This is a genomic window from Agromyces neolithicus (assembly GCF_039529735.1).
In the GTDB taxonomy this organism is placed as follows: domain Bacteria; phylum Actinomycetota; class Actinomycetes; order Actinomycetales; family Microbacteriaceae; genus Agromyces; species Agromyces neolithicus.
In genome coordinates, this window is sequence record NZ_BAAANJ010000023.1 from 16,030 (window position 1) to 39,307 (window position 23,278).

Annotated in this window: 25 protein-coding genes; 11 read left to right on the forward strand and 14 right to left on the reverse strand. The window is 68.6% G+C overall.

Features of this window, described 5'->3' with window-relative positions:
• Window positions 1-508 precede the first annotated feature (508 nt).
• Complete coding sequence (locus tag ABD164_RS17595; RefSeq protein WP_344297939.1) at window positions 509-2,476, forward strand: ABC1 kinase family protein; 1,968 nt, start codon at window positions 509-511, stop codon at window positions 2,474-2,476.
• A gap of 50 nt (window positions 2,477-2,526) precedes the next feature.
• On the opposite strand, the gene ABD164_RS17600 is transcribed toward ABD164_RS17595, so the two are convergent.
• Window positions 2,527-2,802 carry a hypothetical protein gene (locus ABD164_RS17600; protein ID WP_344297941.1) on the reverse strand — a complete coding sequence of 92 codons (276 nt, stop codon included), beginning with the start codon at window positions 2,800-2,802 and terminating at the stop codon, window positions 2,527-2,529.
• 167 nt (window positions 2,803-2,969) lie between these two features.
• Here ABD164_RS17600 and ABD164_RS17605 point away from each other — a divergent pair, with 167 nt between their 5' ends.
• Both ABD164_RS17605 and ABD164_RS17610 read left to right on the forward strand, forming a co-directional pair.
• On the forward strand, window positions 2,970-3,467 hold the full coding sequence (locus ABD164_RS17605) for a glutathione peroxidase (protein WP_344297942.1): 498 nt from the start codon (window positions 2,970-2,972) through the stop codon (window positions 3,465-3,467).
• A gap of 103 nt (window positions 3,468-3,570) precedes the next feature.
• Window positions 3,571-4,071 carry a hypothetical protein gene (locus ABD164_RS17610; RefSeq protein ID WP_344297944.1) on the forward strand — a complete coding sequence of 167 codons (501 nt, stop codon included), beginning with the start codon at window positions 3,571-3,573 and terminating at the stop codon, window positions 4,069-4,071.
• Window positions 4,072-4,135: 64 nt separating this feature from the next.
• Here the strand turns inward: ABD164_RS17610 and ABD164_RS17615 are convergent, their stop codons facing one another.
• The 6 genes from ABD164_RS17615 to ABD164_RS17640 all read right to left on the reverse strand — a co-directional run bounded on the left by ABD164_RS17615 (window position 4,136) and on the right by ABD164_RS17640 (window position 9,944).
• A complete protein-coding gene (locus ABD164_RS17615) occupies window positions 4,136-5,572 on the reverse strand; it encodes a dihydrolipoamide acetyltransferase family protein (RefSeq protein ID WP_344297946.1) in 1,437 nt (478 codons plus the stop codon).
• Complete coding sequence (locus tag ABD164_RS17620) at window positions 5,569-6,597, reverse strand: alpha-ketoacid dehydrogenase subunit beta (RefSeq protein ID WP_344297948.1); 1,029 nt, start codon at window positions 6,595-6,597, stop codon at window positions 5,569-5,571. The genes ABD164_RS17615 and ABD164_RS17620 overlap by 4 nt, the downstream gene beginning before the upstream one ends.
• Window positions 6,594-7,727, reverse strand: a complete 1,134-nt coding sequence (gene pdhA, locus ABD164_RS17625) for a pyruvate dehydrogenase (acetyl-transferring) E1 component subunit alpha (RefSeq protein ID WP_344297950.1) — start codon at window positions 7,725-7,727, stop codon at window positions 6,594-6,596. The genes ABD164_RS17620 and pdhA overlap by 4 nt, the downstream gene beginning before the upstream one ends.
• Before the next feature lie 107 nt (window positions 7,728-7,834).
• The gene (locus tag ABD164_RS17630; protein WP_344297952.1) at window positions 7,835-8,329 is read right to left on the reverse strand and encodes an Lrp/AsnC family transcriptional regulator; all 495 of its coding nucleotides are present in this window, start codon (window positions 8,327-8,329) and stop codon (window positions 7,835-7,837) included.
• Window positions 8,326-9,153, reverse strand: a complete 828-nt coding sequence (locus ABD164_RS17635) for an oxygenase MpaB family protein (RefSeq protein ID WP_344297954.1) — start codon at window positions 9,151-9,153, stop codon at window positions 8,326-8,328. Before ABD164_RS17635 ends, ABD164_RS17630 begins: the two co-directional genes overlap by 4 nt.
• A complete protein-coding gene (locus tag ABD164_RS17640) occupies window positions 9,153-9,944 on the reverse strand; it encodes an aggregation-promoting factor C-terminal-like domain-containing protein (protein WP_344297956.1) in 792 nt (263 codons plus the stop codon). Before ABD164_RS17640 ends, ABD164_RS17635 begins: the two co-directional genes overlap by 1 nt.
• A 255-nt stretch (window positions 9,945-10,199) precedes the next feature.
• Here ABD164_RS17640 and ABD164_RS17645 point away from each other — a divergent pair, with 255 nt between their 5' ends.
• From ABD164_RS17645 to ABD164_RS17655, 3 genes are all read left to right on the forward strand, one after another.
• On the forward strand, window positions 10,200-11,375 hold the full coding sequence (locus tag ABD164_RS17645) for a glycoside hydrolase family 3 N-terminal domain-containing protein (RefSeq protein ID WP_344297958.1): 1,176 nt from the start codon (window positions 10,200-10,202) through the stop codon (window positions 11,373-11,375).
• A gap of 131 nt (window positions 11,376-11,506) precedes the next feature.
• Window positions 11,507-12,073, forward strand: coding sequence for a YceI family protein (locus tag ABD164_RS17650; protein WP_344297960.1), 567 nt, complete (start codon window positions 11,507-11,509; stop codon window positions 12,071-12,073).
• Between the two features lie 108 nt (window positions 12,074-12,181).
• Window positions 12,182-12,736 (forward strand): NADPH-dependent FMN reductase, encoded by a 555-nt coding sequence (locus ABD164_RS17655; protein ID WP_344297962.1) that lies wholly within the window; start codon window positions 12,182-12,184, stop codon window positions 12,734-12,736.
• Between the two features lie 69 nt (window positions 12,737-12,805).
• Here the strand turns inward: ABD164_RS17655 and ABD164_RS17660 are convergent, their stop codons facing one another.
• Window positions 12,806-13,909, reverse strand: a complete 1,104-nt coding sequence (locus tag ABD164_RS17660) for a winged helix DNA-binding domain-containing protein (protein WP_344297964.1) — start codon at window positions 13,907-13,909, stop codon at window positions 12,806-12,808.
• Between the two features lie 104 nt (window positions 13,910-14,013).
• Window positions 14,014-14,565: a hypothetical protein gene (locus ABD164_RS17665; RefSeq protein WP_344297966.1), complete on the reverse strand. Its 552-nt coding sequence runs from the start codon at window positions 14,563-14,565 to the stop codon at window positions 14,014-14,016.
• Between the two features lie 122 nt (window positions 14,566-14,687).
• Between ABD164_RS17665 and ABD164_RS17670 the strand changes: the two genes are divergently transcribed.
• From ABD164_RS17670 to ABD164_RS17680, 3 genes are all read left to right on the forward strand, one after another.
• Complete coding sequence (locus tag ABD164_RS17670; protein ID WP_344297968.1) at window positions 14,688-15,257, forward strand: RNA polymerase sigma factor; 570 nt, start codon at window positions 14,688-14,690, stop codon at window positions 15,255-15,257.
• A gap of 50 nt (window positions 15,258-15,307) precedes the next feature.
• A complete protein-coding gene (locus tag ABD164_RS17675; RefSeq protein WP_344297970.1) occupies window positions 15,308-15,763 on the forward strand; it encodes a hypothetical protein in 456 nt (151 codons plus the stop codon).
• A gap of 354 nt (window positions 15,764-16,117) precedes the next feature.
• Entirely contained in the window at window positions 16,118-17,716 is a 1,599-nt protein-coding gene (locus tag ABD164_RS17680) for an ABC-F family ATP-binding cassette domain-containing protein (RefSeq protein WP_344297972.1), read from the forward strand.
• A 32-nt stretch (window positions 17,717-17,748) separates the two neighbouring features.
• Here the strand turns inward: ABD164_RS17680 and ABD164_RS17685 are convergent, their stop codons facing one another.
• Genes ABD164_RS17685 through ABD164_RS17695 form a run of 3 tightly spaced genes read right to left on the reverse strand, consistent with a single transcriptional unit; the run spans window position 17,749 to window position 19,171 of the window.
• Entirely contained in the window at window positions 17,749-18,591 is an 843-nt protein-coding gene (locus ABD164_RS17685; RefSeq protein WP_344297974.1) for an SURF1 family cytochrome oxidase biogenesis protein, read from the reverse strand.
• On the reverse strand, window positions 18,588-18,842 hold the full coding sequence (locus ABD164_RS17690) for a hypothetical protein (RefSeq protein ID WP_344297976.1): 255 nt from the start codon (window positions 18,840-18,842) through the stop codon (window positions 18,588-18,590). Before ABD164_RS17690 ends, ABD164_RS17685 begins: the two co-directional genes overlap by 4 nt.
• The gene (locus ABD164_RS17695; protein ID WP_344297978.1) at window positions 18,839-19,171 is read right to left on the reverse strand and encodes a DUF3099 domain-containing protein; all 333 of its coding nucleotides are present in this window, start codon (window positions 19,169-19,171) and stop codon (window positions 18,839-18,841) included. The genes ABD164_RS17690 and ABD164_RS17695 overlap by 4 nt, the downstream gene beginning before the upstream one ends.
• 143 nt (window positions 19,172-19,314) lie before the next feature.
• Here ABD164_RS17695 and ABD164_RS17700 point away from each other — a divergent pair, with 143 nt between their 5' ends.
• Window positions 19,315-20,025: a beta-ketoacyl-ACP reductase gene (locus ABD164_RS17700; RefSeq protein WP_344297979.1), complete on the forward strand. Its 711-nt coding sequence runs from the start codon at window positions 19,315-19,317 to the stop codon at window positions 20,023-20,025.
• 10 nt (window positions 20,026-20,035) lie between these two features.
• Here the strand turns inward: ABD164_RS17700 and serB are convergent, their stop codons facing one another.
• Window positions 20,036-20,698: a phosphoserine phosphatase SerB gene (gene serB, locus ABD164_RS17705; RefSeq protein ID WP_344297981.1), complete on the reverse strand. Its 663-nt coding sequence runs from the start codon at window positions 20,696-20,698 to the stop codon at window positions 20,036-20,038.
• Complete coding sequence (glgC, locus tag ABD164_RS17710) at window positions 20,695-21,942, reverse strand: glucose-1-phosphate adenylyltransferase (protein WP_344297983.1); 1,248 nt, start codon at window positions 21,940-21,942, stop codon at window positions 20,695-20,697. The genes serB and glgC overlap by 4 nt, the downstream gene beginning before the upstream one ends.
• 82 nt (window positions 21,943-22,024) lie before the next feature.
• On the opposite strand from glgC, the gene glgA reads away from it, so the two are divergent.
• The gene (glgA, locus tag ABD164_RS17715) at window positions 22,025-23,212 is read left to right on the forward strand and encodes a glycogen synthase (protein WP_344297985.1); all 1,188 of its coding nucleotides are present in this window, start codon (window positions 22,025-22,027) and stop codon (window positions 23,210-23,212) included.
• The last annotated feature ends 66 nt before the right edge of the window (window positions 23,213-23,278 follow it).

The window sequence follows — 23,278 nt, forward strand, 5'->3', positions numbered from 1 at the left end:
AGACAACGTCAAAGAACCACATCCAGTGGGAATGCCGATCCGACGAGATTGCCGTTGCGCCACTTATAGTTACTGGTATCCACAACAAAAGACGGCGCAGACTTGCACTTCAATGTCTGTCAGGGGGTCAGGGGTTCGAGTCCCCTCAGATCCACCAAAAACCCCTGATGAATCGCAAGATTTGTCGGGGGTTCTTTCGTTGAAAGCGGTCTGAAATGGACCGTTGGGGTTGATCAAGGCGAAAGTCGCCGCGCTTGTGCCAGATGCGGATTCTGCAGCATCGATGATGGCCACCGACGTGCCCCTTCGCGCGAACTCGGCTGCACGTGAGCACCCGATCAGACAAGTCCACCGACTCCGCCGCTTCCGGGCATCGCGCACGCGGTTGAACCCAGGCTCAACCCTTCGGTTGATATTTCGCCCGCTCGGGCGGCCACCGGGTGACAGACGGTGTGCTCCGGGTAGCGTGAACCCGAGGGTCAACCTCGGCTTTGGGCAAGGGGGAAGCATGAACGCGGGCGACGTGCTCATCAACATCATCACCATGACGGTGCTGACGGTCGTCTTCATGATCATCCTGACCGCGTTCGTACGCCGGATCCTCGGCGCGCACATCGGCCTCGGACGCATCGTGATCGCCGGCCTGCTCGGCCTCGGTGCCGAGGTCGGGTTCGAATCCCAGTTCGTCTGGAACCGTCAGGAGTACACGCCCGCGCTGCTGCCTATCCAGCTCGGCATCATCATCCTCGTCGCGGTCGCATTCCTGGTCATCGCCGAACTCATCGTGCCCGCCGGGAGCATCCCCCGCCCCGACCAGTGGATCCCCAGTCTCAGACGGCGAGCCGAACGCACCCGGCGCTATGCCGAGATCACGAACATCGCGCTCCGACGCGGGCTCCTCCCGTTCCGTCCGAACACCGACGCCTCACCCACCGGGTCGGCCGAGCGAACCAGACAGGCGCGCGCGTTGCGCGAAGCGCTCGAGGACGCCGGCGGCGCGTTCGTGAAGCTCGGCCAGGTTCTCTCCACGCGCACCGACCTGCTCCCGCCGGAGTTCCTCGAGGAGCTCAGCCACCTCCAACAGCGGGTACCGGCCGCAGAATGGGCCAGTATCCGGCCCCTGCTCGAACTCGAACTCGGCCGACCGGTCGACGAGGTCTTCGCCTCGTTCGACGACGTGCCGCTGGCGGCTGCGTCCATCGGGCAGGTGCACCGGGCGATCCTCACCACCGGCGAGGCGGTCGCGGTGAAAGTTCAACGCCCCGGCATCATCCCGCGCATCGAGCGGGATATCGACATCACGATCCGCATCGCGAAGCGACTGGAGGCATCCACCGAGTGGGCGCGCGTACTCGGCGTGGCGGACCTCGCGGACGGCTTCGCCGCCAGCCTTCGCGACGAGGTCGACTACCGCATCGAGGCTTCGAACATGTCCGCGATGACGCAGACCCAACAAGCACATCCCGAAGATGAAAGCCTCACCATCCCGAAGCACTACGCCGCATTGTGCACCAGCCGCGTCCTGGTCATGGACCTCGTCGACGGGATCACTCTCAGTGATCCCGCCGCTCTCGCCGGCCGCCCCGAGAGTGAACGGTCGCACCGCGCCAGCAAGCTCTTCCGATCCACCCTCACCCAGATCATCGACGACGGCGTCTTTCACGCCGACCTCCACCCCGGCAACATCATGCTGACACCTGCCGGCGATCTCGTGCTGCTCGACTTCGGATCGGTTGGCCGCCTTGATTCGGAACTCCGCAAACAGATCGGCGGCGTCCTCCTCGCCTTCTACCGCAGCGATTCGCGCAGCTTCGCCGACGCACTGCTCGCGTTCGTCGAGCTCCCCGACGACATCGACGAGTTCGCGCTGCGCCGCCAGATCGGCGTGTTCATGTCGAACAAACTCGGGCCCGGCGCGGCGATCGACGTCACCGTCTTCACCGAGATGGTACGGCTGCTCTCGACCAACCACATCGCCGTGCCCGGCGAACTCGCAAGCGCCTTCCGCGCAGTAGCCACATTGGAAGGCACCCTCCGATACCTCAGCCCGAGCTTCCAGATGCTCGAAGAAGCCGGCGAATTCGCGAAGCACCGCGTCGCAGACGCAAGTCGCCCGGGCGCGCTCTACACCGCGGCCAAAGACGAACTCGGCAGCCTACTGCCGATCCTCCGACGACTGCCCGAACGCGCCGACCGCATCACGGGGGCACTCGCCGACGGACGACTGACCTTGAACATTCGGCTGTTTGCCGATCACCGCGACCGCTCGCTCATCCGTGAACTCGTCAACCTGTTGGCCATCACCTTCCTCGCCGGCATCTTCGGCATCATGTCCGCCATGCTCCTCGCCAGCAGCGGAGGACCCCAGGTGACTCCGACGCTCACCCTGTTCCAGATCTTCGGCTATCTGCTCGTCGTCGCCTCCGGACTTCTCACCCTGAAAGTCCTCTTCGACGTCTTCCGGCTGCGCCGTTGACCACTCTGCTCACCGCACACGGTGGTAGCCGGGCGCGGATCGTGCGACCCTCACGTGTAGACCTGCACGACATGCCACCCGGTCGCTGCGCGCAGCAGGTCGAACACCAGCGTTTCGCCGGTCACGGTCGAACGTGCGGTGAACCGCCACCCGACGGCGCCCGATCGGGCCGGAGGATGGGTGATTCCGGTCGGCCAATCGACATCGTGGGGCAGCGGGGTGGGCTCATCGATGGTCGTGAAACGCGTGCCCCGGTAGACAAGGCGTGCGGGGCGGTCGGTCGCGTCGAGCCACACTGCGACGGGCGTGGGTTGGGCGAGGAGCATTGGGGAGCCTCCGTGAATCGAACGTGTGTTCGAATGTTACGTCGCTGAGCGGCGACACGCCAAGGCCCGAACAGCGTCTCGCCGACGGGTGCCGCGCTCGTCTGTCCATTCACCCAGAGACCTTCGTGCACGGCACTCCGATCGAGCCGGGCACCTAAGCTGGGAACGTGGACATCCGAGACATCCCGCTGACGACGATCGACGGCGACCCTGCAACGCTCGCGGATTACGCCGATGACGTGGTCATGGTCGTGAACGTCGCCTCGCGGTGCGGCCTGACGCCCCAATACGAGAAGCTCGAAGCCCTGCAGCGCGAGTACGGTGAGCGCGGGTTCACGGTGCTGGGGTTCCCGTGCAACCAGTTCGCCGGTCAGGAGCCCGGCGATGCCGACGACATCAAGGAGTTCTGCTCCACGACGTATGGCATCAGCTTCCCGCTGATGGCCAAGACGAAGGTCAACGGTCGTCAACGGCATCCGCTGTACGTCGAATTGACCAAGGTCGCTGACGACGACGGCAAGGCCGGTCGCGTGAAGTGGAACTTCGAGAAGTTCGTCATTCAGCCGAGCGGCGCGGTGCAGCGGTTCCGCCCGGCGACCCAGCCCGACGCGCCCCAGGTCGTCGCGGCCATCGAGCGCGGGCTCGCCGAACGACGTGCCGCCTGACGCGATCTTGCGCAGTCGGTGCGCGGCGCGGTTCCTTGACCGACCGTGAGCCACGGCCCACAATTGGGGGGTCGATCCGATATCAGGGGAGCAGGGGTAGCGAATGTCCGACGCCTACACACGTCCGATCGAAACCGAGCTGATGGAGGACCCCGGTCTCGGCAACGCGCCTGAGTCCGAGGCGGCACCGACGGCGCAGCCTGCCCCCGCCGACGCGCCGCACGCGTGGAGCCGCGACCTGCGGTTCATGCTCGTCGTGCTCACGGCGATCGTCGTCCTCTTCCTTGCCTTCGCGCTGCTGATCGCATTCAGCCCGACCGGTGAGGCGATCAGCGCCCTGGCGATCATCGCCGCACCGATCGCGACGATGGTCGCGGCGTACTACGGCATCTCGCTCGCGCTGCGCCAGGTGCGCGACGCCCGCGAGGCGGCCGAGGCCGCAGAGGCGAGAGCGCGAGCGGCCGAGGCTAGCGCCCGGGAGTCCGACTCGTGGGCGGCGCAGATGGAGTCTGGCCTCCGTGTCGCCGTCGCGAAGCTCAGGTCGGCCGGGCAGAACACCCGCGACGTCGAGCGGGCCGCCGGCACTCCCGACGAGTTCTTCTGATCCGACGGCACTGACCGGCGACTCCGAAGGCCGCCGGCGGTGTCTCGACCGCCCCGACCGCGCGTCAGAGTTCGGCGAGCACCGAAACCGGTCGCTCGATGCAGCGAGCGACGAACGTGAGAAACGCTGCTGCCTCGGCGCCGTCGCACACGCGGTGGTCGAATGAGAGCGTCAGCTCGGTGACCGTTCGCACCGCGAGTTGACCGTCGACCACCCAGGGGCGCTCGATGAGGCGCCCGATGCCGAGCATCGCCGCCTCGGGGTGGTTGATGATCGCCGCTGACCCGTCGACGCCGAGGGTGCCGTAATTGTTGAGCGTGAAGGTGCCGCCGGTGAGCGCAGCAGGCGGGAACGCGCCCGCCACGGCCTGCTCGGTGCGGGTGCCGATCGCATCGCGCAACTCGCGCAGCGACATCCGTTCAGCGCCGTGCACGACCGGTACGAGCAGGCCTCGCGGTGTCTGCGCGGCGAGCCCGAGGTTCACCGCCGAGTGCAGCACGAGCTCTTCGCTCTCGGCGTCGTAGCTCGAGTTGAGGGCGGGATGCTTGCGCAGTCCGGCCACGGTGAACCGTGCGACGAGTGCCGTGACGCCGTAGCGTTCGCCGGTCGCCTCCTGCAACTGGCGGCGGGCGGCCAGCAGTTCGGTGGCGTCGACGTCCATCCAGACGGTCGCCTCGGGGATCTCGCGCCGTGAGCGCGAGAAGTGCGCGGCTGCGGCGCGAGCAGTTCGGTCGAGCGGCACGCGGCGGTCGCCCTCGTCGGCCGACGGCGCGGCCGTCGAAGGAGCTGCGATCTGCTGGGTCGAACGAGCGAGGGGCGCAGCGGATGTCGCGGCCGGGGCCGTGGCCGAGCCGAGCTCATCGCTGATGAACGATTCGACGTCGCGCCGCATGACCAAGTGGTCGGGCCCCGACCCGTCGAGCTGGCTCGCGTCGAATCCGTGTTCGCGGGCGATTCGTCGCACGATCGGCGAGACGACTGGCGAGCGGCGGCCGGCGTCCAGCCGCGAGCCGCCCGCGGTGCGAGGCGCATTCGAGCCGCCGCCGACAGCCGGCTTTCGTCCGAAGCGCGCGGGTGCCGATGCGTGGCGCTTGGCGACGGTGGTCTGCTTGGTGCCGTAGCCGATGAGCACGGCTCCCGACTCCTCGGTGGCGCTCTCGGTCGGCACGGCGATGCCGGGCTCGGCGGCGACCGGGGCGGGCGCGGCATCGGTCGTCGCCTCGACCGCGGGAGCGGCATCCGCATCGGATGCGGGCGCGGCACCGACGGCGGTGAGCGTCATGAGCACGCTGCCGGCGTGGATGACCTCGCCGACCTCGCCGCCCAGCGACTCGACGACACCGGCGAACGGCGTCGGCAGTTGCACGACCGACTTCGCCGACTCGAGTTCGACGACCGGCTGGTCGATCGCGACCTCGTCGCCGGGGGCCACCAGCCAGGCGACGATCTCGGCCTCGGTGAGTCCCTCTCCGAGGTCGGGAAGGATGAACTCGCGGCTCATGCGTCCCACTCCCAGGTGTCGAGGGCGGCGAGCACGCGGTCGGCGGTCGGCAGGTGGTATTCCTCGAGCTTCGGCGACGGGAACGGGATGTCGAAGCCCGCGATGCGCAGCACGGGGGCCGCAAGGTGGTGGAAGTTGCGCTCGGTGACCCGGGCGGCGACCTCGGCGCCGTAGCCGCCGAACTGCGCGGCTTCATGGATGACGGCGGCACGCGAGGTCTTGCGAACGGATGCCCCGACCGTCTCGTCGTCGAACGGCGAGAGGCTGCGCAGGTCGACGACCTCGATCGAGAGACCCTCGTCGACCGCGGCGTCGGCGGCTTCGAGCGCCGTTCGAACGGTCGGCCCGTACCCGAGCAGTGTCACATCGGTTCCCTCGCGCACCACCACGGCACGATGCATGGGGGCCGTCGTCACCGGCAACGTGAGCGGAGCCTTCGACCAGTAGCGGCTCTTCGGCTCCATGAACACGACGGGGTCGTCGCTGTCGATCGCCTCGCGCAGCATCGAGTACGCGTCTGCAGGATTCGACGGCATCACCACGGTGAGGCCGGGCGTCGCGGTCCAGTACGACTCGGATGAGTCGGAGTGGTGCTCGACACCGCCGATCGCGCCAGCGCAGGGAATGCGCACGACCATGGGCAGGGCGACCCGCCCCTTCGTGCGGTTGCGCATCTTCGCGACGTGCGACACCATCTGCTCGAACGCCGGATAGCTGAAGGCGTCGAACTGCATCTCGACGACCGGTCGCATGCCGTACATCGCCATGCCGACCGCCGTGCCGATGATGCCCGACTCGGCGAGCGGCGAATCCCAGATGCGGTCGTCGCCGAACTGCGCCTGCAGGCCGTCGGTCACGCGGAACACCCCGCCGAGCGGGCCCACGTCCTCTCCGTAGACGATGACCCGGTCGTCGGCCGCCATCGCGTCGCGAAGGGCGGCGTTGAGCGCGCCGGCCATCGTGAGCTGCGTCGGGGCGGATGCCTCGGCCGCGGCCGGAGGCGCAGTGGTCGTGTCGGCGCTCATCGGGCTCCCGCCTCGTGCTGAGTGAACGCGCCGGCGGCGAGCTCGGCCTCGAGCGCCGCACGCTGCTCGAGCAGAGCCGTGCGCGGGCGCGAGTAGACGTGATCGAACAGTTCGAGCGGGTCGAGTTCGGCCTCGACCGACATGACCTCTCGCGTCTTCGCCGCGAGCGCTTCAGCGGCATCCGTGATCTCTGAACGCACCGTCTCGCTGAGCGCGCCCTCTGAGACGAGGTACTTCTCGAGGCGTTCGATGGGGTCGCGGCGCTTCCAGTGCTCGACCTCGCGGGCCTCGCGGTAACGCGTGGGGTCGTCGGAGTTCGTGTGCGACTCGATGCGGTAGGTGACGCCCTCGATGAGCGTCGGGCCGCCCCCGGCTCGGGCGCGTTCGACGGCGGCGTGCGTCACCGCGTACATCGCGGCCACGTCGTTGCCGTCGACGTGGTAACCGGGCATGCCGTAGCCGACCGCCTTGTCGGCGAGGGTCGCGGCGCGCGTCTGGCGGGCGAGCGGCACGCTGATGGCGTACTGGTTGTTCTGCACGACGAACACGGTCGGCGTCTGCCAGACGGCGGCGAAGTTGAAGGCCTCGTGGGCGTCGCCCTCACTCGTGGCGCCGTCGCCGAGGAACGTCATCGCGACGATCGGGTCATGCCGCAGGTGCGCCGCGTGCGAGAGGCCCACGGCGTGCAACGCCTGCGTGGCGAGGGGAGTGGCCTGGGCAGCGGTGCGGTGGGCGTGCTGGTCGTACCCGTTGTGCCAGTCACCGCGGAACGACTGCAGGATCTCACCGGGTTCGAGGCCGCGGGTGATGAGCGCGACGCAGTCGCGGTACGTGGGGAAGAACCAGTCGTCGGCGCCGATCGCCGAGATCGCGCCGATCTCGCACGCCTCTTGGCCGTACGCCGAGGGGTAGGTCGCGAGGCGGCCCTGCTTCGTGAGCGCCGTGACCTGCACGTCGAACCGTCGGGCGATGACCATCTTGCGGTAGAGGTCGAGCAGCGTGTCGCAGTCGGGCAGCGCGAAGCCGCCAGTGGCGGAACCGGTGAGCGCGTGACCGGCATTGTCGAGCAACCGCAGGGGTTTCGCTGACGGAAGGGTGCGCTGCGGGGCGTGCTCGACATTGAGGCTCATGCAGCCATCGTGCGCCATCTTGAACCGGTCTGAAGGGCTCCGCGAGCAACCGTGAACGAACGGCCCCCGGGGGGCGAAGGTCGTGCCATTCGTCCGCCGAAGGGGGCTCAGGTGCGCCAGATGTCCAGCGTCTGCGCGGGCGGATGACCCTCGAGTTCGGCGAGGATCAGGTGCGACCGAGTCGACACCACACCGGGCATGTCGTGGATGTCGCGCAGGATCGCCTGGCTGAGTTGCTCGTGGTCGGGCGCGCTCACCGTGAGGATGATGTCGATGTCACCCGACACCGCCTGCACCTTCTCGACGAACGGCAGCGTCGCGAGCTTCTCGGCGATCGACTCCCACGAGACGTCGCCGATGCGCACCACCACGAGCGCCGAGATGTGGAGGCCGATCGCCTTGCGGTCGATCTGCGCGCCGAACCCGGTGATGACGCCGCGCTGCTGCAATTGCTGCAGCCGATTGTGTGCGGCCGTTCGCGAGATGTGCACCCGCTCGGCGAGCGTGCGGACCGACAGCCGGCCGTCGCGGCTCAGCTCGGCGACGATGCGTCGATCGATGCTGTCGAGCGCCTCGGTGCGGTGCGGTACTGGCTGGGTCATCGTCGTCCTCGTGGCTCATGCTCAGCGTACCGGCTGCGGCGCTTCATGCGCCGCAGAGATGCGTGCAGCGGAGCGTGACGCACGACGCGCGGGAGCCATGGCCAGACGACGGCGATCGCCTGGATCCACGCATCCGCGGTGCGGCTCGCCCGCGGAGTCCACCTGAATCCGTACGCGTCGCGGATCGCGGGCGGCAGGAGGGCCGCCGTGATCAGTCGGATCGGGGGCAGCAGCGCGCGCGATCCGAACGGCAGGGCGGATGCCCCGGAGAGGAGCGATCTCGCGACTGATCGCGCGTCGTCACCGACCTGCAGCGCGGCGACGCGTTCGCCCCACCACGCGTCGAACTCGGCCCGTGAGTCGGGCCAGCCCTCGCGTGCGGCCTGCAGACTCGAGCCGAGTGCGCCGTAACTGCGCACGATCACGTCGGCCGTCGCGGCGTCGAGTGCACCCCAGAGGCGCTCATGCAGCCGCAACGCGGTGGCGAGCAGGGTCGAGGCAACCCAACGTTGGGCGTCGGCGTCGAAAGCGCTGTAGGTCGGTTCACCTGCCTCGGCGGCAGGAGAACGCACCGGTCGGTGCCGCGCGTTCACCGCATCGACCACGGCGGCGACCATCTCGTCGTCGCCGAAGCCGATGGCGTACACGTAGTCGAGGGTTCCGACGAGCCGATCGAGGGGTCGATCACGGAAGTCGCTGTGGAGCGCGACGCCGCGTGCGACCCGCGGGTCGGCGAGCTGCAGCAGGATCGCGGCCCCGCCGCCGAGGAGCAGCACGCCCTCGGCGGCGTGCTGGTGGAACACTTCGCGTTGGTCGTCGTGCATCAGTACCAGTTGTACGCCTCGGAGTGCGCCCACGCGCCGCACGGTGCACCGTAACGGTCGGCGATATACGAGAGCCCCCACTCGATCTGCGTCGCCGCGTTCGTACGCCAATCGGCGCCCGCCGCGGCCATCTTGCTGCCGGGCAGCGATTGCGGTATTCCGTACGCGCCGCTCGACGCGTTGTAGGCGTCGGCCCGCCAACTCGACTCGCGAGTCCACAACCGCACCAGGCAGTCGTACTGGGCGCTGCCCCAGCCGTAGCGCGCCACCGCGCGGGCCGCGTACGCCCTGGCCGCGGCCGGGTCGACCACGACGCCGGGCGGCGGCGCGCTCGTGCCGCCGGTGCGGTGGCCGCGGCCGTCGCCCTCGGCTGCCGCAGCCGCCGCGGCGCGCTCGCGTTCTTCGGCGTCGCGTCGCGCCTGCTCGCCGATACGGAAGTGTCGCTCGAGGTCGACCGTGCGCCCGCGCAGGTCGGCGAGCTGGGCATAGAGGGTGTCGAGCGTGGATTGCTGATCGGCGACACGTTGCTGTGCGGCCTCGTGCGCCGCGAGTGCCGTGTCTGCGGCATCCGCTGCCGCCTGCGCGAGACGCGAGCGCTCGCGTTCTGCGACATCGGCCTGCGCACTGACTGCCGTTGCCTCGGCGCGTGCCGCGTCGGCTCGGGCGGCGACATTGCTGTAGATGTTCGCCAGCTGTCCGGCGCGCGCGAGCCCGGTGAGAAGGTCGGCATCGTCGTCTGAGCCGAACACCAGCCGCAGGGTCACCTCGGCTCCGCCCGTGCGCGACAGCATGCCGGCGAGGCGACCGATGCGTTCGCCCGCCGCCGTCGCCTCGGCCTGGGCCGCCGTGGCGTCGGGTGGGGTATTCCTCTGCCGCGACCCGGGTGGGCGGCGACACCGTCAGCAGGGCGATCACCACGGCGACTGCGACGACGGCCCTCGCAACGATGTTCAGCCTGCGGCGCACCCTCCCACCCCCTCGAGCGCAGCGAGTCTACCTACGAGACTCCCCAGCCTCGTGCCGGACACGCAGCGTACACTCGGCTGGTGCGATCGACCCGCCCGGCATTGCCGATCATCATCGCGACGCTGGCCGTCGCGATGATCGGCTGCGCCTCGTCGTCACCGTCGTCACCCGATCCGACGCCTTCGCCCAGTGCTCGGGCGACACCCGTTCCGGCGCCTACGCCGCTCGATCCGATCGCGGCGTGGGTCGACGACCGCATGGCCTCGATGACGGTCGAACAGAAGGCGGCTGCGCTGCTCATGCTGCACGCGCCGGGCCTCGACGCGGCGCCGTTGCGGGCCTATGTCGACGCGGGGGTCTCGGGCCTCATCCTCATGGGCGACAACGTCGCGGGCGATGCCGCGTCGCTGACCGCCCTGACCGCTGCGACGACGGCCGACCCTGCGCTTCCGCCGCTCTTCGGCGTCGATCAGGAGGGCGGCGATGTGGCTCGTCTCGGCTGGGACACGGCGGCGAGCGCCGGCACACTGCGCGAGGCGGCTCCCGATGCCGCACGCGAGGCCTTCGCGGCGCGGGCGGCGAGCGTGGCCGCCGGTGGCGCGAACGTGAACTTCGGCATCGTCGCCGATGTCACCTCCGACGCGGACTCGTTCATCTACAGCCGGGTGCTCGGCACCGATCCCGTGGGCTCGGCCGAGCGTGTCGCCGCAGCCGTGGCAGGTGAACGCGGCGTCGTCGCGAGCACGCTCAAGCACTTCCCCGGACACGGTGCCGCGCCGGGCGATTCGCATTCGAGCATTCCCGCCGCGTCACTCTCGCTCGACGAGTGGCGTGCCGGACCTGCCCTGCCGTTCGCAGCCGGCATCGACGCAGGCGCCGAACTCGTGATGACGGGCCACCTCGCGTACCCCGCGGTCGATGCGGCGCCGGCGTCGCTCTCGCCCGAATGGCACCGCATCCTTCGCGAGGAGCTCGGCTTCGAGGGTGTGGTCGTCACCGACGACATGCTCATGCTGCAGCACAACGGCCTGCCCGAGTTCGCCGACCCGGGCGAGAACGCGGTGCGGGCGATCGCGGCCGGCGGTGACCTGCTGTTGTACGTGCTCCCGGCGGATCCCTCGGAGTTCGGCATCTCGGTCGACGGACTCGTGTCGTCGATCGTCGGGGCGATCGACGACGGACGCATCACGCCCGATCGCATCGACGACGCGGTCGAACGCGTTCTGACGCTGCGCCGCACTCTCGCCGATCCCTGAGTCCTGAGCCCGCAGCACGAACCGCGGCGACGAAATTCCGACGCAGCGGGAATACCGGCGACACCTCCATGTGTTTGCATATACGTGGCCGAACGGCCGCCCCGCAAGCGAACTCTGGAGACACCCACCGCATGACGAACACCACCGCGACCACGATCGAGATCCCCGGCTACCGCGCCGGCACCTGGACGATCGACCCCGCCCACAGCGAGGTCGGATTCAGCATCCGCCACATCATGATCAGCAAGGTGAAGGGCAAGTTCGAGCGCTTCGACGCCACCTTCGTGACCGCCGAGAACCCGCTCGACTCGAGCGTGACCGCGTCGGCCGAGGTCGCATCGATCACCACCAACGAGCCGAACCGCGACGCGCACCTGCGCACCGGCGATTTCTTCGACGCAGAGACCCACCCGACCATCGACTTCGTCTCGACCGGCGTTCGCGTCGAGGCCGGCGACTTCAAGGTCGACGGCAACCTCACGATCCGCGGCATCACCAACCGCGTCACGTTCGACTTCGACTTCGGCGGCTTCGGCGGCGACCCCTACGGCAACTACAAGGGCGGCGCCACCGCGAAGACCGTCATCAACCGCGAGGACTTCGGCCTCACCTACAACGCCGCACTCGAGACCGGTGGCGTGCTGCTCGGCGAGCAGGTCACGATCACCCTCGAACTGCAGGCCTCGCTGCAGCAGTAGTCGCAGACACCATCGGGCGGTCCCGGTTCTCGGGGCCGCCCGCTCCGCGCAGCCCGACGCTGTTCGGCAAACCACGATCCTCTTCCCTCACTTTCTAGGAGCACACTCTTGCCCAAGCTCATGGTCATCGTCGCCAGCACCCGCCAAGCCCGCATCGGTCACACCGTCGCCGATTGGGTGGTCGCCACGGCGCAGAAGCGCGGCGACATCGAGATCGATGTCGCCGACCTGCAGCAGGTCGACCTGCCGTTCTTCGATGAGGCGCTGCCGCCGTCGATGGGCAAGTACGAACTGCCGCACACGCTCGCGTGGGCCGAGCGTGTGGCCGCGGCCGATGCCTTCCTGATCGTCAGCCCCGAGTACAACGGCTCCTTCCCGGGCTCGCTGAAGAACGCGCTCGACTTTCTCAAGGCCGAGTGGAGGGGCAAGCTCGCGGGCATCGTCGGCTACGGCGCCTACCCCGAGAGCCGCATGATCGGCCAGCTCGACTTCGTGCTGCGCAACCTCGGCCTCGACCGCACCTCGGGCGACCTCCAGGTCGAGACGCCCTGGTCGATCCTCGGCGCGGATGGCGCACTCGCCGCCACGCCTGAGCTCGAGGGCCGGCTCGAGGCGATCCTCGACGAGCTCTCGCTCGTTCGTGTGGAGCGCGTCGCCGCCTGAGCTCAGACGACCCCGTGGAACGGGCGGTACCGCGACTCGGTGCCGCCCGTTCGGGGTTGAGCGACCGATTCAGGCCGTCGCGGCGATCGATGTGACGCGCTCGCCCTGGAATCGTGCCCACCGCGAGAGGGCCGTCGCGTACTCCGAGGGGTCGATCGACCGTTCGAAGCCGTCGAGTTCGACGGATGCCGCGCCTCTCGACCGTGCGACCCGCCACACTCCGTCGACCACCCCTTTTGCGTTCACGAGGATCGGCTGGAAGACCCCGTTCGACCCGGGCACGATGCGGTTCGCATGGCGCGGATCGCCGATCGGCGCCCGATCGGTGTAGCCGAGGTAGTACTCGTCGAATGCGGCCAGGGCGAACCGCCGCGACGTGCGCGGCGTCGTGGACGAAATGTCGGCCGGCCAGCCGGAGTCGGCAGCCACGACCCGATCGTCGTCGAACGGAACGACCCTGTCGCCCGCCGCCGCGAGTGCGGTGCGCGCATCGCCGAGGGTCAGCCCGGCCCACCACGCGAAGTCGCGCACCGTCACCGGACCGTGTCCGGCTGTGTACGATGCGAACAGGCGCCCGAGCGTCTCGTCGCGACCCGGCCGCTCGCTCGAATCGGGGGCCCAATCGTCGAGCAGCACGAATCGCTGGCCGCGCCCCTCCACCGGACCGCAGCAGAGCACCGCGTCTTGGGCGAGCCACCAGATCAGATGGTAGCCGCGCTGCCCCTTCGTCGAGATGCCGGCCGACTCCCACGTGGCCAGTAGCTCCTCGCGCGACAGGGAGCGGCCGGCGAGCTCGCGCTCCGCCACCGTGCGGGCCCGGCGATAGACCGCCGCGTCGAGCTCGAGGACGCGGTGGGTCGTGGCTGCGCGTTGCAGCACCCGAGGGCCGGTGATGGCGAGGATCGGCCGCAACATCTCGGTCGGCAACAGATGGAGCGTGCCGCGCATCGGCCAGGAGCGCACCACCTCGCGCGACTCGATCGCGGCGTCGACGTCGGCCGCGACCGAGCCCGGCACGCGGGCGCCGAGCACCCATTTCGCGGCGGTGAAGTCTTGTGCCTGCACGGCGCCGAGGCGGCGCACGGCCGCCGTGATCGTCGGCATGCCGCCGCGCAGTGCGTGCGATTCGAGGCGCGCGGCACGAACACGCGCGTCGCTGGCGAGATTCGGCATCTTCCGAGTCTGGCGGATGCCTGAGACATCCGCTCACATGAGGGGGAGCGACGCTTTCGCCGCCGCTCCCACTCATTCGCGCCGTGTGGCGCGTCCTCCATCCGTTACTTGGCCTGCCAGGACTTCGCCTTGTCGTTCATCGCGCCCAATCCTGGGGCGTTGGCGACATACCCATAGTTGGAACCGCTGTAGCTGGTGGTCTCCCAGATACGAACGACGCATCCGGAGAATCCTTGGAACGAACTGACCCGGCCCCACCAGGAAGACCCGATGACGTTCGACCAGACGAACGATCCGTTGCACGCGCTGGTCGCGGCGACGTCGAAGTGCGAGCCGCCGTAGCTCGCGTCGTCGTAGAACCTCGCGAGGACGTATGCAAGTCTCTGCTCAGCGGCCCGCTCGAGCTGTGCGTCCGTCGGAGCGGTGGTCGTCTCGACGAGCGTGTACCCCGTATCCTCGTAAACCGCCGCCGCGAGGTCCTCACCAGAGGGCACACAGACCTCGCTCTTGGTATCCAGGATGATAGTGCAGTGCACGTCTTCGCTGACGGGGTCTGCGCTGCTTGCCCGGGCCGGAGCAGCGAGCGCCAGAGTGGACATCAGTGTTGCGGCGATGATACCCGTTCCCAAGGCGAGCCGCGTTTTCGTTCTGTTCATTTGTCATCTCCCCAGATGTGTGTCGCCGCCCAGCCGCGGCGACTCCGCCCAGCATGCTGGGTGGAAAATGACCTGTCAAGGATCATCTGAGACGAAACCCGAGCGACCGGACACTACAAGGTATGAGCACAACGAGGGTGATCGCGGAAAGCAAGGAGCTGGCAGACGCCGAGCTCCTTGCCCTCGCAGAGCGCGACGACGACCACGCATTCGCGCTGCTCTACGACCGACATGTGACGGCCGTGTATCGATACGCGCTGAGCATCGTGGGCCTCAGCGCCGACGCCGAGGACGTCACACAAGATGTCTTCATCCTTGCTTGGACGAAGGCATCGGAGATCAGCATCGTGGATCGCTCACTGCTGCCATGGCTGCTCACAACCGCACGTCTCACGGGTCTGAACCGCGTCCGTTCGCGCTCTCGGCGCCGCGAAGTCACCGACAACGCTCTGGTGACCCGCGCTGATCATCGCTTCTCCCCAGAAGTCGAACTCCAGCGCCGCGTCCTCGAGGAATCCATCGAGGATGCCGTGGCGGAGCTGTCTGAAGTGGACCAGATCCTCTTCTCTCTCTGCATCGATGAAGGGCTCAGCTACGCCGACGCGGCACGAGCCCTTGGCACCACGCATTCGACGGTTCGCAACCGGTTGAGCCGGCTCCGCCGGACTCTCAGAACTCGGCTAAGCGACTAGGACACGCCATGTACACACAACTTGGACCAACCGAGGCGCAGGCCTCATCGATGCGCACCATCATTCTCGGCGAGATCGCACGTCAGAGGACAGCCCGCATGCGCAACCGCCGGCTGACGATCGGGGCAATCGCCCTCGTGGCAGCCATTGGCACCGGAGCCTCGGCCATCGCGATCACGCAGGCCACCACGAGAGAGATGAACTACAGCGTCGATTGCTACACGGTCGCCGACCTCGGCGCGCCGCACGGCACCACGACCTTGCTCGATGGGCCGAGCGACTCGCTGCTGACCATCGAGGATCGTGCCGCGGGTGCTCTCGCCGCATGCGAGACCAGCTGGAAGGCCGTGCCAACCGAGAAAGAACCGTCCTGGCGTCCGATCGAGGTTCCGAACCCGACCGTCTGCCAACTCCGAGACGGGAGACTTGCAGTGTTCCCGAATGAGAACAACGCGCCCGATGATGAGCTGTGCCGACAGATCGGCATCTCCGTGCCGAGCCTGTAGCTCGATAGATGCGCGGCACCCGTCGCTAAGTGGCTCTGGGGAGAGGACCAGCGACGGGTGCCGGGCTACCAGCAAGCATCAAGGATGCGGGAACACCGGCAGCAAACTGAGCATCCCACATTCCCCTTGTCAGTGACGACCGCTGGGCACCGGCGGCAGGGTCGCACTCGCATGCTGCCGCCGAAGGTGAGGCGGTCCACGATCGCCGCGCAGAGGCGGGGGTCCGCCCCGATGGCCCGACGTACGCTGCCATAGTCACTCCCGCGTCGCCGCAGCCCGATTCGCGGCGGGATAGACTGGGAGGCTGTGCCCGTCGGCACGCATCCACCCACCCAGCCCTCCCGGAGGATCACCGTGCTCGCCGTCCATGATCTCGAGATCCGCGTCGGTGCACGCGTGCTCATGGAGCACGTGAACTTCCGCGTCTCCGACGGCGACAAGATCGGCCTCGTCGGCCGAAACGGCGCAGGCAAGACCACGCTCACCAAGACCCTCGCGGGTGAGACCCTGCCCACCGACGGGCGCATCGACCGCTCGGGTGAGATCGGTTACCTGCCTCAAGACCCCCGCTCGGGCGATCCAGAGATGCTCGCCCGCACCCGCATCCTCGACGCGCGCGGCCTCGGCACGCTCGCACTCGGCATGCACGAGCAGTCGCACCTCATGGCCAGCGACGACCCGGCGGTCGCCGAGAAGGCGATGCGCAAGTACGGCAACCTCACCGACCGCTTCACCGCGCTCGGCGGCTATGCGGCAGAAGCCGAGGCGGCGTCGATCGCCTCGAACCTGAACCTGCCCGACCGCATTCTCGACCAGCCGCTGAAGACGCTCTCGGGCGGTCAGCGCCGCCGCATCGAGCTTGCGCGCATCCTGTTCTCAGATGCCGGCACGATGATCCTCGACGAGCCGACCAACCACCTTGACGCCGACTCGGTGGTGTGGCTGCGAGAGTTCCTGAAGGCCTACAAGGGCGGCGTCATCGTCATCAGCCACGACGTCGAACTCGTCGGCGAGGTCGTCAACCGGGTGTTCTACCTCGACGCGAACCGCTCGATGATCGACATCTACAACATGGGCTGGAAGCACTACCAGCGCCAGCGCGCCGCCGACGAGGAGCGCCGCAAGAAGGAGCGAGCCAACGCCGAGAAGAAGGCGGGGGCGCTGCAGCTGCAGGCCGCGCGGTTCGGAGCGAAGGCGTCGAAAGCCGCCGCGGCGCACCAGATGGTCGCCCGCGCCGAGAAGCTGCTCGCCGGCCTCGAAGAGGTGCGCACGGCCGATCGGGTCGCCAAGCTGCGGTTCCCGACGCCCGCGCCCTGCGGCCGCACGCCGCTCACCGCGAGCGACCTGTCGAAGAGCTACGGTTCGCTCGAGATCTTCGCGGCCGTCGACCTCGCCATCGACCGAGGGTCGAAGGTCGTCATCATCGGGCTCAACGGAGCCGGCAAGACGACGCTGCTGCGCATTCTCGCGGGCGTCGACGCACCCGACACCGGTGTCGTCGAGCCGGGTCACGGCCTGCGGGTCGGCTACTACGCGCAGGAGCACGAGACCATCGACGTCAAGCGCAGCGTGCTCGAGAACATGGTGAGCTCGTCGCCGAACCTCACCGAGACCGAGGCGCGCAAAGTGCTCGGCTCGTTCCTGTTCACCGGCGACGACGTGCACAAGCCCGCGGGCGTGCTCTCGGGCGGCGAGAAGACCCGGCTCGCGCTCGCGATGATCGTCGTCTCGGGTGCGAACGTGCTGCTGCTCGACGAGCCGACGAACAACCTCGACCCCGCGAGCCGCGCCGAGATCCTCGACGCGCTCGCGCACTACGAAGGCTCGGTCGTGCTCGTCTCGCACGACCCGGGCGCGGTCGAGGCGCTGAATCCCGAGCGCGTGCTGATCATGCCCGACGGCACCGAAGATCACTGGAGTCGTGACTACCAAGAGCTCATCGAGCTGGCCTAGCGTCTCTGCGCCGCCCGCCGGGGCGACGCAACTCAGCGTCGATCGAGGATGCCGTCTTCGACGTCGGCGTCTTCATCGCGCTTCTCGCGCTTGGGTCGCCTCGGTTCGTGCGGCGCCGGTTTCGTCGATCGACCACCGGATGCCTCGGCCATGGCCTTGCGCTCCTGGTTGGCCGCCCACGCGAGGCCGATGAAGCCGAGCAGTGCGAAGACATACCACTGCAGCGCGTACGAGAGATGCGGCCCCTCGTCGCGGATCGGTCGCGCGGCGGCGAGCGGAGGCTCGTCGACATCGGCACCCGACTGCACGAGCACGCCGTACGCGCCGGTGTATGCGGGCGCGCCGACGCGTTCGGCGAGTTCGTCGAGGTCGATCGTCGCGAGCTCGACGCCGGTCGAGGTGCGGCCCGCGATGCGATCTTCGCCCGCCTTGAGGCGCGCGGCGACCTCGACCTGACCACTGGGCGGCGGGGCGGCCTCGCTCGGTCGCCCCTCGGAGTTCTGGGCGATCCACCCTCGATCGACCATGAACACGGTGCCGTCGTCGAGGCGGAACGGCGTGATCACCTGGAACCCCGAGCTGCCCTCGAACGGTCTGTTGCGCACCACGACCTCGTCGTCGGTGAGGAACTCGCCCGAGAGCGCGACGACCTGCCACCGCTGGTCGACGTCGAACGCCGCCGGGTCGGGGAGCGCCTCAGCGACCGGAACCGGATCGGCGTCGTAGTTCGCGTCGATACGGGCGACCTCGGCGAGTGCTTCGGCTCGCCGGTTCAACTGCCACGTGCCGAGCGCACAGCACACGATCGCGAAGATCACCGTGAGCGTGAGGTAGCCCACCCACTGGCGTGAGAGCACGAAGCGCCATTCGTTCACGGGCGGCCTCCCGCCGAGGCATCCGGATTCGTGTCGTCGGTGACGAACGGCGCGACGGCCAGCGGGAACGACCGCGCCTCGAGGAATCCGCGCAGGTAGTCGACATGCTCGTCGCATGCGAGCCAGGTCTTGCTGCGGCCGTCGGTGTGGATGCGCGGATTGCGCCAGTCGATGCGCCAAGCAGCGGGCTCACGGCATTCGGCGCGCGAGCACGTGCCCTGCGCCGGGGGCGCCCCGAGACCGCCGATCACGCCGCACCGCGCTCGTCGGACGGACGGTCGGGCTGCTCGGGCGCCTTTTCTCGGGACTGCTCGAACGGCGGGGGAGTGCGGGGCACGATCGCGCCAGGGCGCAGCACGGGCTGTCGTCTCGTCGGACTCGCCACGTTCGCGAGCACCACGGCGATATAGGGGAGGAAGATGGCGCCGGCGGCGCACACCGCGAGCCACCAGCCGTCGACGAAGAGCATCGCGAAGATGCACAGCACCCGGATCGACATGGTGATCGAGTACTTGATCATTCGCGACCGCCGCTCCTCCTCGGGCGAGGGGGGCAGCGAGGTGATCGACTGATGCTTCATCGTGGTCGCCGTGGCCCGACGGCGCTCCTCCACTCCCAAGCCTACGTCGGTTCGAGCGGTGCGGATGTCCCGAACGGCGAGCCTCTATGCTGAAACGGGCCACTCGGCCGCAGCCCACCCGAACCCTCAGAACGGAGTCCCTCATGACGACGAGCCGCACTGTACTCGTGACCGGCGGCAACCGCGGCATCGGGTACGCGATCGCAACCGAGTTCATCGCCCAGGGCCACCGGGTGGCCGTCACGGCGCGTTCGGGCGAAGGCCCCGTGGGCTCGCTCACGGTGCGGGCCGACGTCACCGACGCCGAGTCGATCGACCGGGCCTTCACCGAGATCGAAGCCGAACTCGGCCCTGTCGAGGTGGTCGTCGCCAACGCCGGTATCACGCGCGACACGCTGCTGCTGCGCATGAGCGAAGACGAGTTCACGAGCGTGATCGACACCAACCTCACGGGCGCCTTCCGAGTCGTCAAGCGGGCCTCGAAGGGCATGCTCAAGGCGAAGTTCGGGCGCATCGTGCTCATCTCGAGCGTCGTCGGGCTGTTCGGCTCGGCGGGCCAGGTCAACTACGCGTCGTCGAAAGCCGGTCTCGTGGGCATGGCGCGCTCGCTCACCCGCGAGCTCGGCGCGCGCAACATCACGACGAACGTCGTGGCACCCGGGTTCATCGAGACCGATATGACCGATGAGCTCTCAGAGGCGCAGCAGGCCGAGTACAAGAAGAGCATCCCACTCGGCCGCTACGCGTCGCCGGCCGAGGTCGCCCGCGTGGTGACCTGGCTCGCGGGCGACGACGCCGGCTACATCTCGGGCGCGGTCATCCCCGTCGACGGCGGCCTCGGCATGGGGCACTAGCTCCGAACGGTCAGCCCCGAAGGCCGAGCAGCGGCAGCACGGCGCTGAGGTCAGGAGTGTCGATCGCGACATCCGCCTCTTCGCGAACGACGGGCTTCGCGCAGAACGCGACGCCCAGCGCGGCGACGCCGAGCATCTGCAGGTCGTTCGCGCCGTCGCCCACGGCGACCGTGCGTGCAAGTGGAATGCCGCTCGAGCGCGCCCATTCGTCGAGTGCTCGAGCCTTGGCGGCCGCGTCGACGACCGGGCCTTCGACCCGGCCCGTGAGGCGGCCGTCGCTGACCTCGAGCCGGTTCGCGCGGCAGAAGTCGAGGCCGAGATGGTCGGCGAGCGGGTCGAGCAGCTCGTGGAATCCGCCCGACACCACGCCGACGAGCCCGCCGGCCGCGTGCACGCGATCGACGAGCTCATGCACGCCATCGGTGGGCGTCATCCGTTCGCGCGCCGACGCGAGCACGTCGACATCGAGTCCGGCGAGGGTCGCGACGCGCTCGCGCAGGCTCTCGGCGAAGTCGAGTTCACCGCGCATCGCCCGCTCGGTGACGTCGGTGACGTGCTCGAGGCTTCCGGCGGCCTCGGCGAGCAGTTCGATCGCCTCTTCACGGATGAGGGTGGAATCGGCGTCGAGCACGACGAGCGGGCCGCGCCTGCGGCCGTGAGCAGATGCCGTCACGACAGCGCGCGCACGTGGGACCCCTTGCCCACGACGGTGATGTCGCTGTCGGTGACGATGTAGCCGCGGGCGATGTCTTCGGCGCGGTCGACCCCGACGCGCGCGTTCTCTTCGACGACTACGTCTTTGTCGAGGATCGCCCGCTGCACGGTGGCGCCGGCCTCGATGCGGGCGCGATCGAACAGGATCGAGTCGGCCACGTGCGCACCCGAGCCGACGATGGCCCATGGGCCCAGCACACTGCGCTCGACGTGCGCGCCCGAGATCACCGAGCCGAGCGACACGATCGAGTCGATGACGGTACCGAGCGAGCCGCGGGCATCGCGGGTGAACTTCGCGGGCGGCGAGTTCAGCTGCTGACTGAAGATCGGCCACTCACGGTTGTAGAGGTTGAAGACCGGCAGCACCGAGATGAGGTCTTGGTGCGCCTCGAAGAACGAGTCGATCGTTCCCACGTCGCGCCAGTAGTAGCGGTCGCGATCGGTCGAGCCGGGCACCTCGTTCCTCTGCAGGTCGTAGACGCCGGCCGTGCCCTGCGACACGAACGCGGGAATGATGTCGCCGCCCATATCGTGGCTCGAGGAGGTCAGCTCACCGTCGCGCAGCACCGCATCGATGAGGGCGTCGGCGTTGAAGACGTAGTTGCCCATCGAGGCGAGCACCTCGTCGGGGGAGTCGGGCAGGCCGACCGGGTCTTTGGGCTTCTCGAGGAACTGCTGGATTCGGGTCGGATGCGTGGGGTCGACCTCGATGACGCCGAACTGGTCGGCGAGTTCGATGGGCTGCCGGATGGCGGCGACGGTGGCCTCGGCGCCGGATTCGATGTGCGCCTCGATCATCTGCGCGAAGTCCATGCGGTACACGTGGTCGGCGCCGACGACGACGATGATGTCGGGCTGCTCGTCGTAGATGAGGTTGAGGCTCTGCAGGATGGCGTCGGCAGATCCCGAGAACCACCGCTTGCCGAGTCGCTGCTGCGCCGGCACCGATGCGACGTACGAGTTCAGCAGGCCGCTCATGCGCCAGGTCTGCGAGACATGGCGGTCGAGGCTGTGCGACTTGTACTGCGTGAGCACGACGATCTGTCGCAGCCCCGAGTTCAACAGGTTCGAGAGGGCGAAGTCGACGAGACGGTACTGCCCGCCGAATGGGACGGCGGGCTTCGCGCGATCTTCGGTGAGCGGCATGAGTCGTTTGCCCTCGCCACCCGCGAGGACGATGCCGAATATCTTGCGCGTCATCATGCCCACCACCCTACCCACGGGCCCCCCGATCGCCGCGTTCGAAGACAGACCATGTCGGATGCCCCTGCGCTAGCGTTGCCGTATGCGCATCGACCTGCTCACCCGCGAGTATCCGCCCGAGGTCTACGGGGGTGCCGGCGTGCACGCGGCCGAGCTCGTGCGGGCGCTGCGACGCGACGTCGAGGTGCGGGTGCGGGCCTTCGGAGCCCCCCGCGACGAGGCGGGAACGACCGCCTATTCGACCCCCGCCGAGTTCGCCGGCGCCAATGCCGCGCTGGCGACCATGGGCGTCGACCTGTTGATCGCCGGCGACACCGCCGGTGCCGACGTCGTGCACTCGCACACGTGGTACGCGAACTTCGCGGGGTTCACCGCGAAGCGCCTGCACGGCATGCCCCATGTCATCACCGCCCACAGCCTCGAGCCGCTGCGCCCGTGGAAGGCCGAGCAGCTCGGCGGGGGCTACCGGCTGTCGTCGTGGGTCGAGCGAACCGCCTTCGAAGACGCCGATGCGGTGATCGCCGTGAGCGCGGGCATGCGTCGCGACATCCTGCGCTCGTATCCGCAGATCGATCCCGAACGCGTCGAGGTCGTCTACAACGGCATCGACCTCGCCGACTGGGCCCCGAACGACGACCCCGACACCGTGCGTGCGCTCGGCGTCGATCCTGATCGGCCCTCGATCGTGTTCGTGGGTCGCATCACGCGGCAGAAGGGACTGCCCTACCTGCTGCGCGCCGCACGGCTGCTGCCGCCAGAAGTACAGCTCGTGCTCTGCGCGGGCGCGCCCGACACCGACGAGATCATGGCCGAGGTCACCGGCCTCGTCGAGGTGCTGCGCACCGAGCGCGACGGCGTCGTGTGGATCGACCGGCACCTGCCTCGGCCCGAACTCACCGCCCTGCTCACAGCAGCGACCACGTTCGTCTGCCCGTCGGTATACGAGCCGCTCGGCATCGTGAACCTCGAGGCGATGGCGTGCGGCGCACCGGTCGTCGGCACCGCCACCGGCGGTATCCCCGAGGTGGTCGAGGCGGGCGTCACCGGCGTACTGGTGCCCATCGACCAGGCTGACGACGGCACCGGAACGCCGCTCGATCCCGATCGTTTCGTACGTGATCTGGCCGACGCGCTCATCGCGGTCGTCGGCGATCCCGGGCGAGCACGCACCATGGGAAGGGCCGGCCGGCGACGTGCCGAAACGCACTTCGCGTGGGACGCGATCGCAGCTCGCACGATCGAGGTCTACGAGCGCGTGCTGGCTCGCTGAGCCTCGATCCACCGACGAATCCGTGATGGGTGGCTGATTTCGATTCGGCAGGCCTCGTCGTCGGGT

Excerpts from the sequence above, each read along its gene's own strand:
- ABD164_RS17595 (WP_344297939.1), top strand. The coding sequence starts at position 509 with ATGAACGCGGGCGACGTGCTCATCAACATCATCACCATGACGGTGCTG.
- ABD164_RS17615 (WP_344297946.1), bottom strand. The coding sequence starts at position 5,572 with ATGAGCCGCGAGTTCATCCTTCCCGACCTCGGAGAGGGACTCACCGAG.
- glgA (WP_344297985.1), top strand. The coding sequence starts at position 22,025 with ATGCGCATCGACCTGCTCACCCGCGAGTATCCGCCCGAGGTCTACGGG.
- ABD164_RS17630 (WP_344297952.1), bottom strand. The coding sequence starts at position 8,329 with ATGACCCAGCCAGTACCGCACCGCACCGAGGCGCTCGACAGCATCGAT.
- ABD164_RS17640 (WP_344297956.1), bottom strand. The coding sequence starts at position 9,944 with ATGCTGTCGCGCACGGGCGGAGCCGAGGTGACCCTGCGGCTGGTGTTC.
- ABD164_RS17610 (WP_344297944.1), top strand. The coding sequence starts at position 3,571 with ATGTCCGACGCCTACACACGTCCGATCGAAACCGAGCTGATGGAGGAC.
- pdhA (WP_344297950.1), bottom strand. The coding sequence starts at position 7,727 with ATGAGCCTCAATGTCGAGCACGCCCCGCAGCGCACCCTTCCGTCAGCG.
- ABD164_RS17635 (WP_344297954.1), bottom strand. The coding sequence starts at position 9,153 with ATGCACGACGACCAACGCGAAGTGTTCCACCAGCACGCCGCCGAGGGC.
- ABD164_RS17670 (WP_344297968.1), top strand. The coding sequence starts at position 14,688 with ATGAGCACAACGAGGGTGATCGCGGAAAGCAAGGAGCTGGCAGACGCC.
- ABD164_RS17620 (WP_344297948.1), bottom strand. The coding sequence starts at position 6,597 with ATGAGCGCCGACACGACCACTGCGCCTCCGGCCGCGGCCGAGGCATCC.
- ABD164_RS17650 (WP_344297960.1), top strand. The coding sequence starts at position 11,507 with ATGACGAACACCACCGCGACCACGATCGAGATCCCCGGCTACCGCGCC.
- ABD164_RS17665 (WP_344297966.1), bottom strand. The coding sequence starts at position 14,565 with ATGAACAGAACGAAAACGCGGCTCGCCTTGGGAACGGGTATCATCGCC.
- ABD164_RS17600 (WP_344297941.1), bottom strand. The coding sequence starts at position 2,802 with ATGCTCCTCGCCCAACCCACGCCCGTCGCAGTGTGGCTCGACGCGACC.
- ABD164_RS17695 (WP_344297978.1), bottom strand. The coding sequence starts at position 19,171 with ATGAAGCATCAGTCGATCACCTCGCTGCCCCCCTCGCCCGAGGAGGAG.
- ABD164_RS17675 (WP_344297970.1), top strand. The coding sequence starts at position 15,308 with ATGCGCACCATCATTCTCGGCGAGATCGCACGTCAGAGGACAGCCCGC.
- glgC (WP_344297983.1), bottom strand. The coding sequence starts at position 21,942 with ATGATGACGCGCAAGATATTCGGCATCGTCCTCGCGGGTGGCGAGGGC.
- ABD164_RS17700 (WP_344297979.1), top strand. The coding sequence starts at position 19,315 with ATGACGACGAGCCGCACTGTACTCGTGACCGGCGGCAACCGCGGCATC.
- ABD164_RS17660 (WP_344297964.1), bottom strand. The coding sequence starts at position 13,909 with ATGCCGAATCTCGCCAGCGACGCGCGTGTTCGTGCCGCGCGCCTCGAA.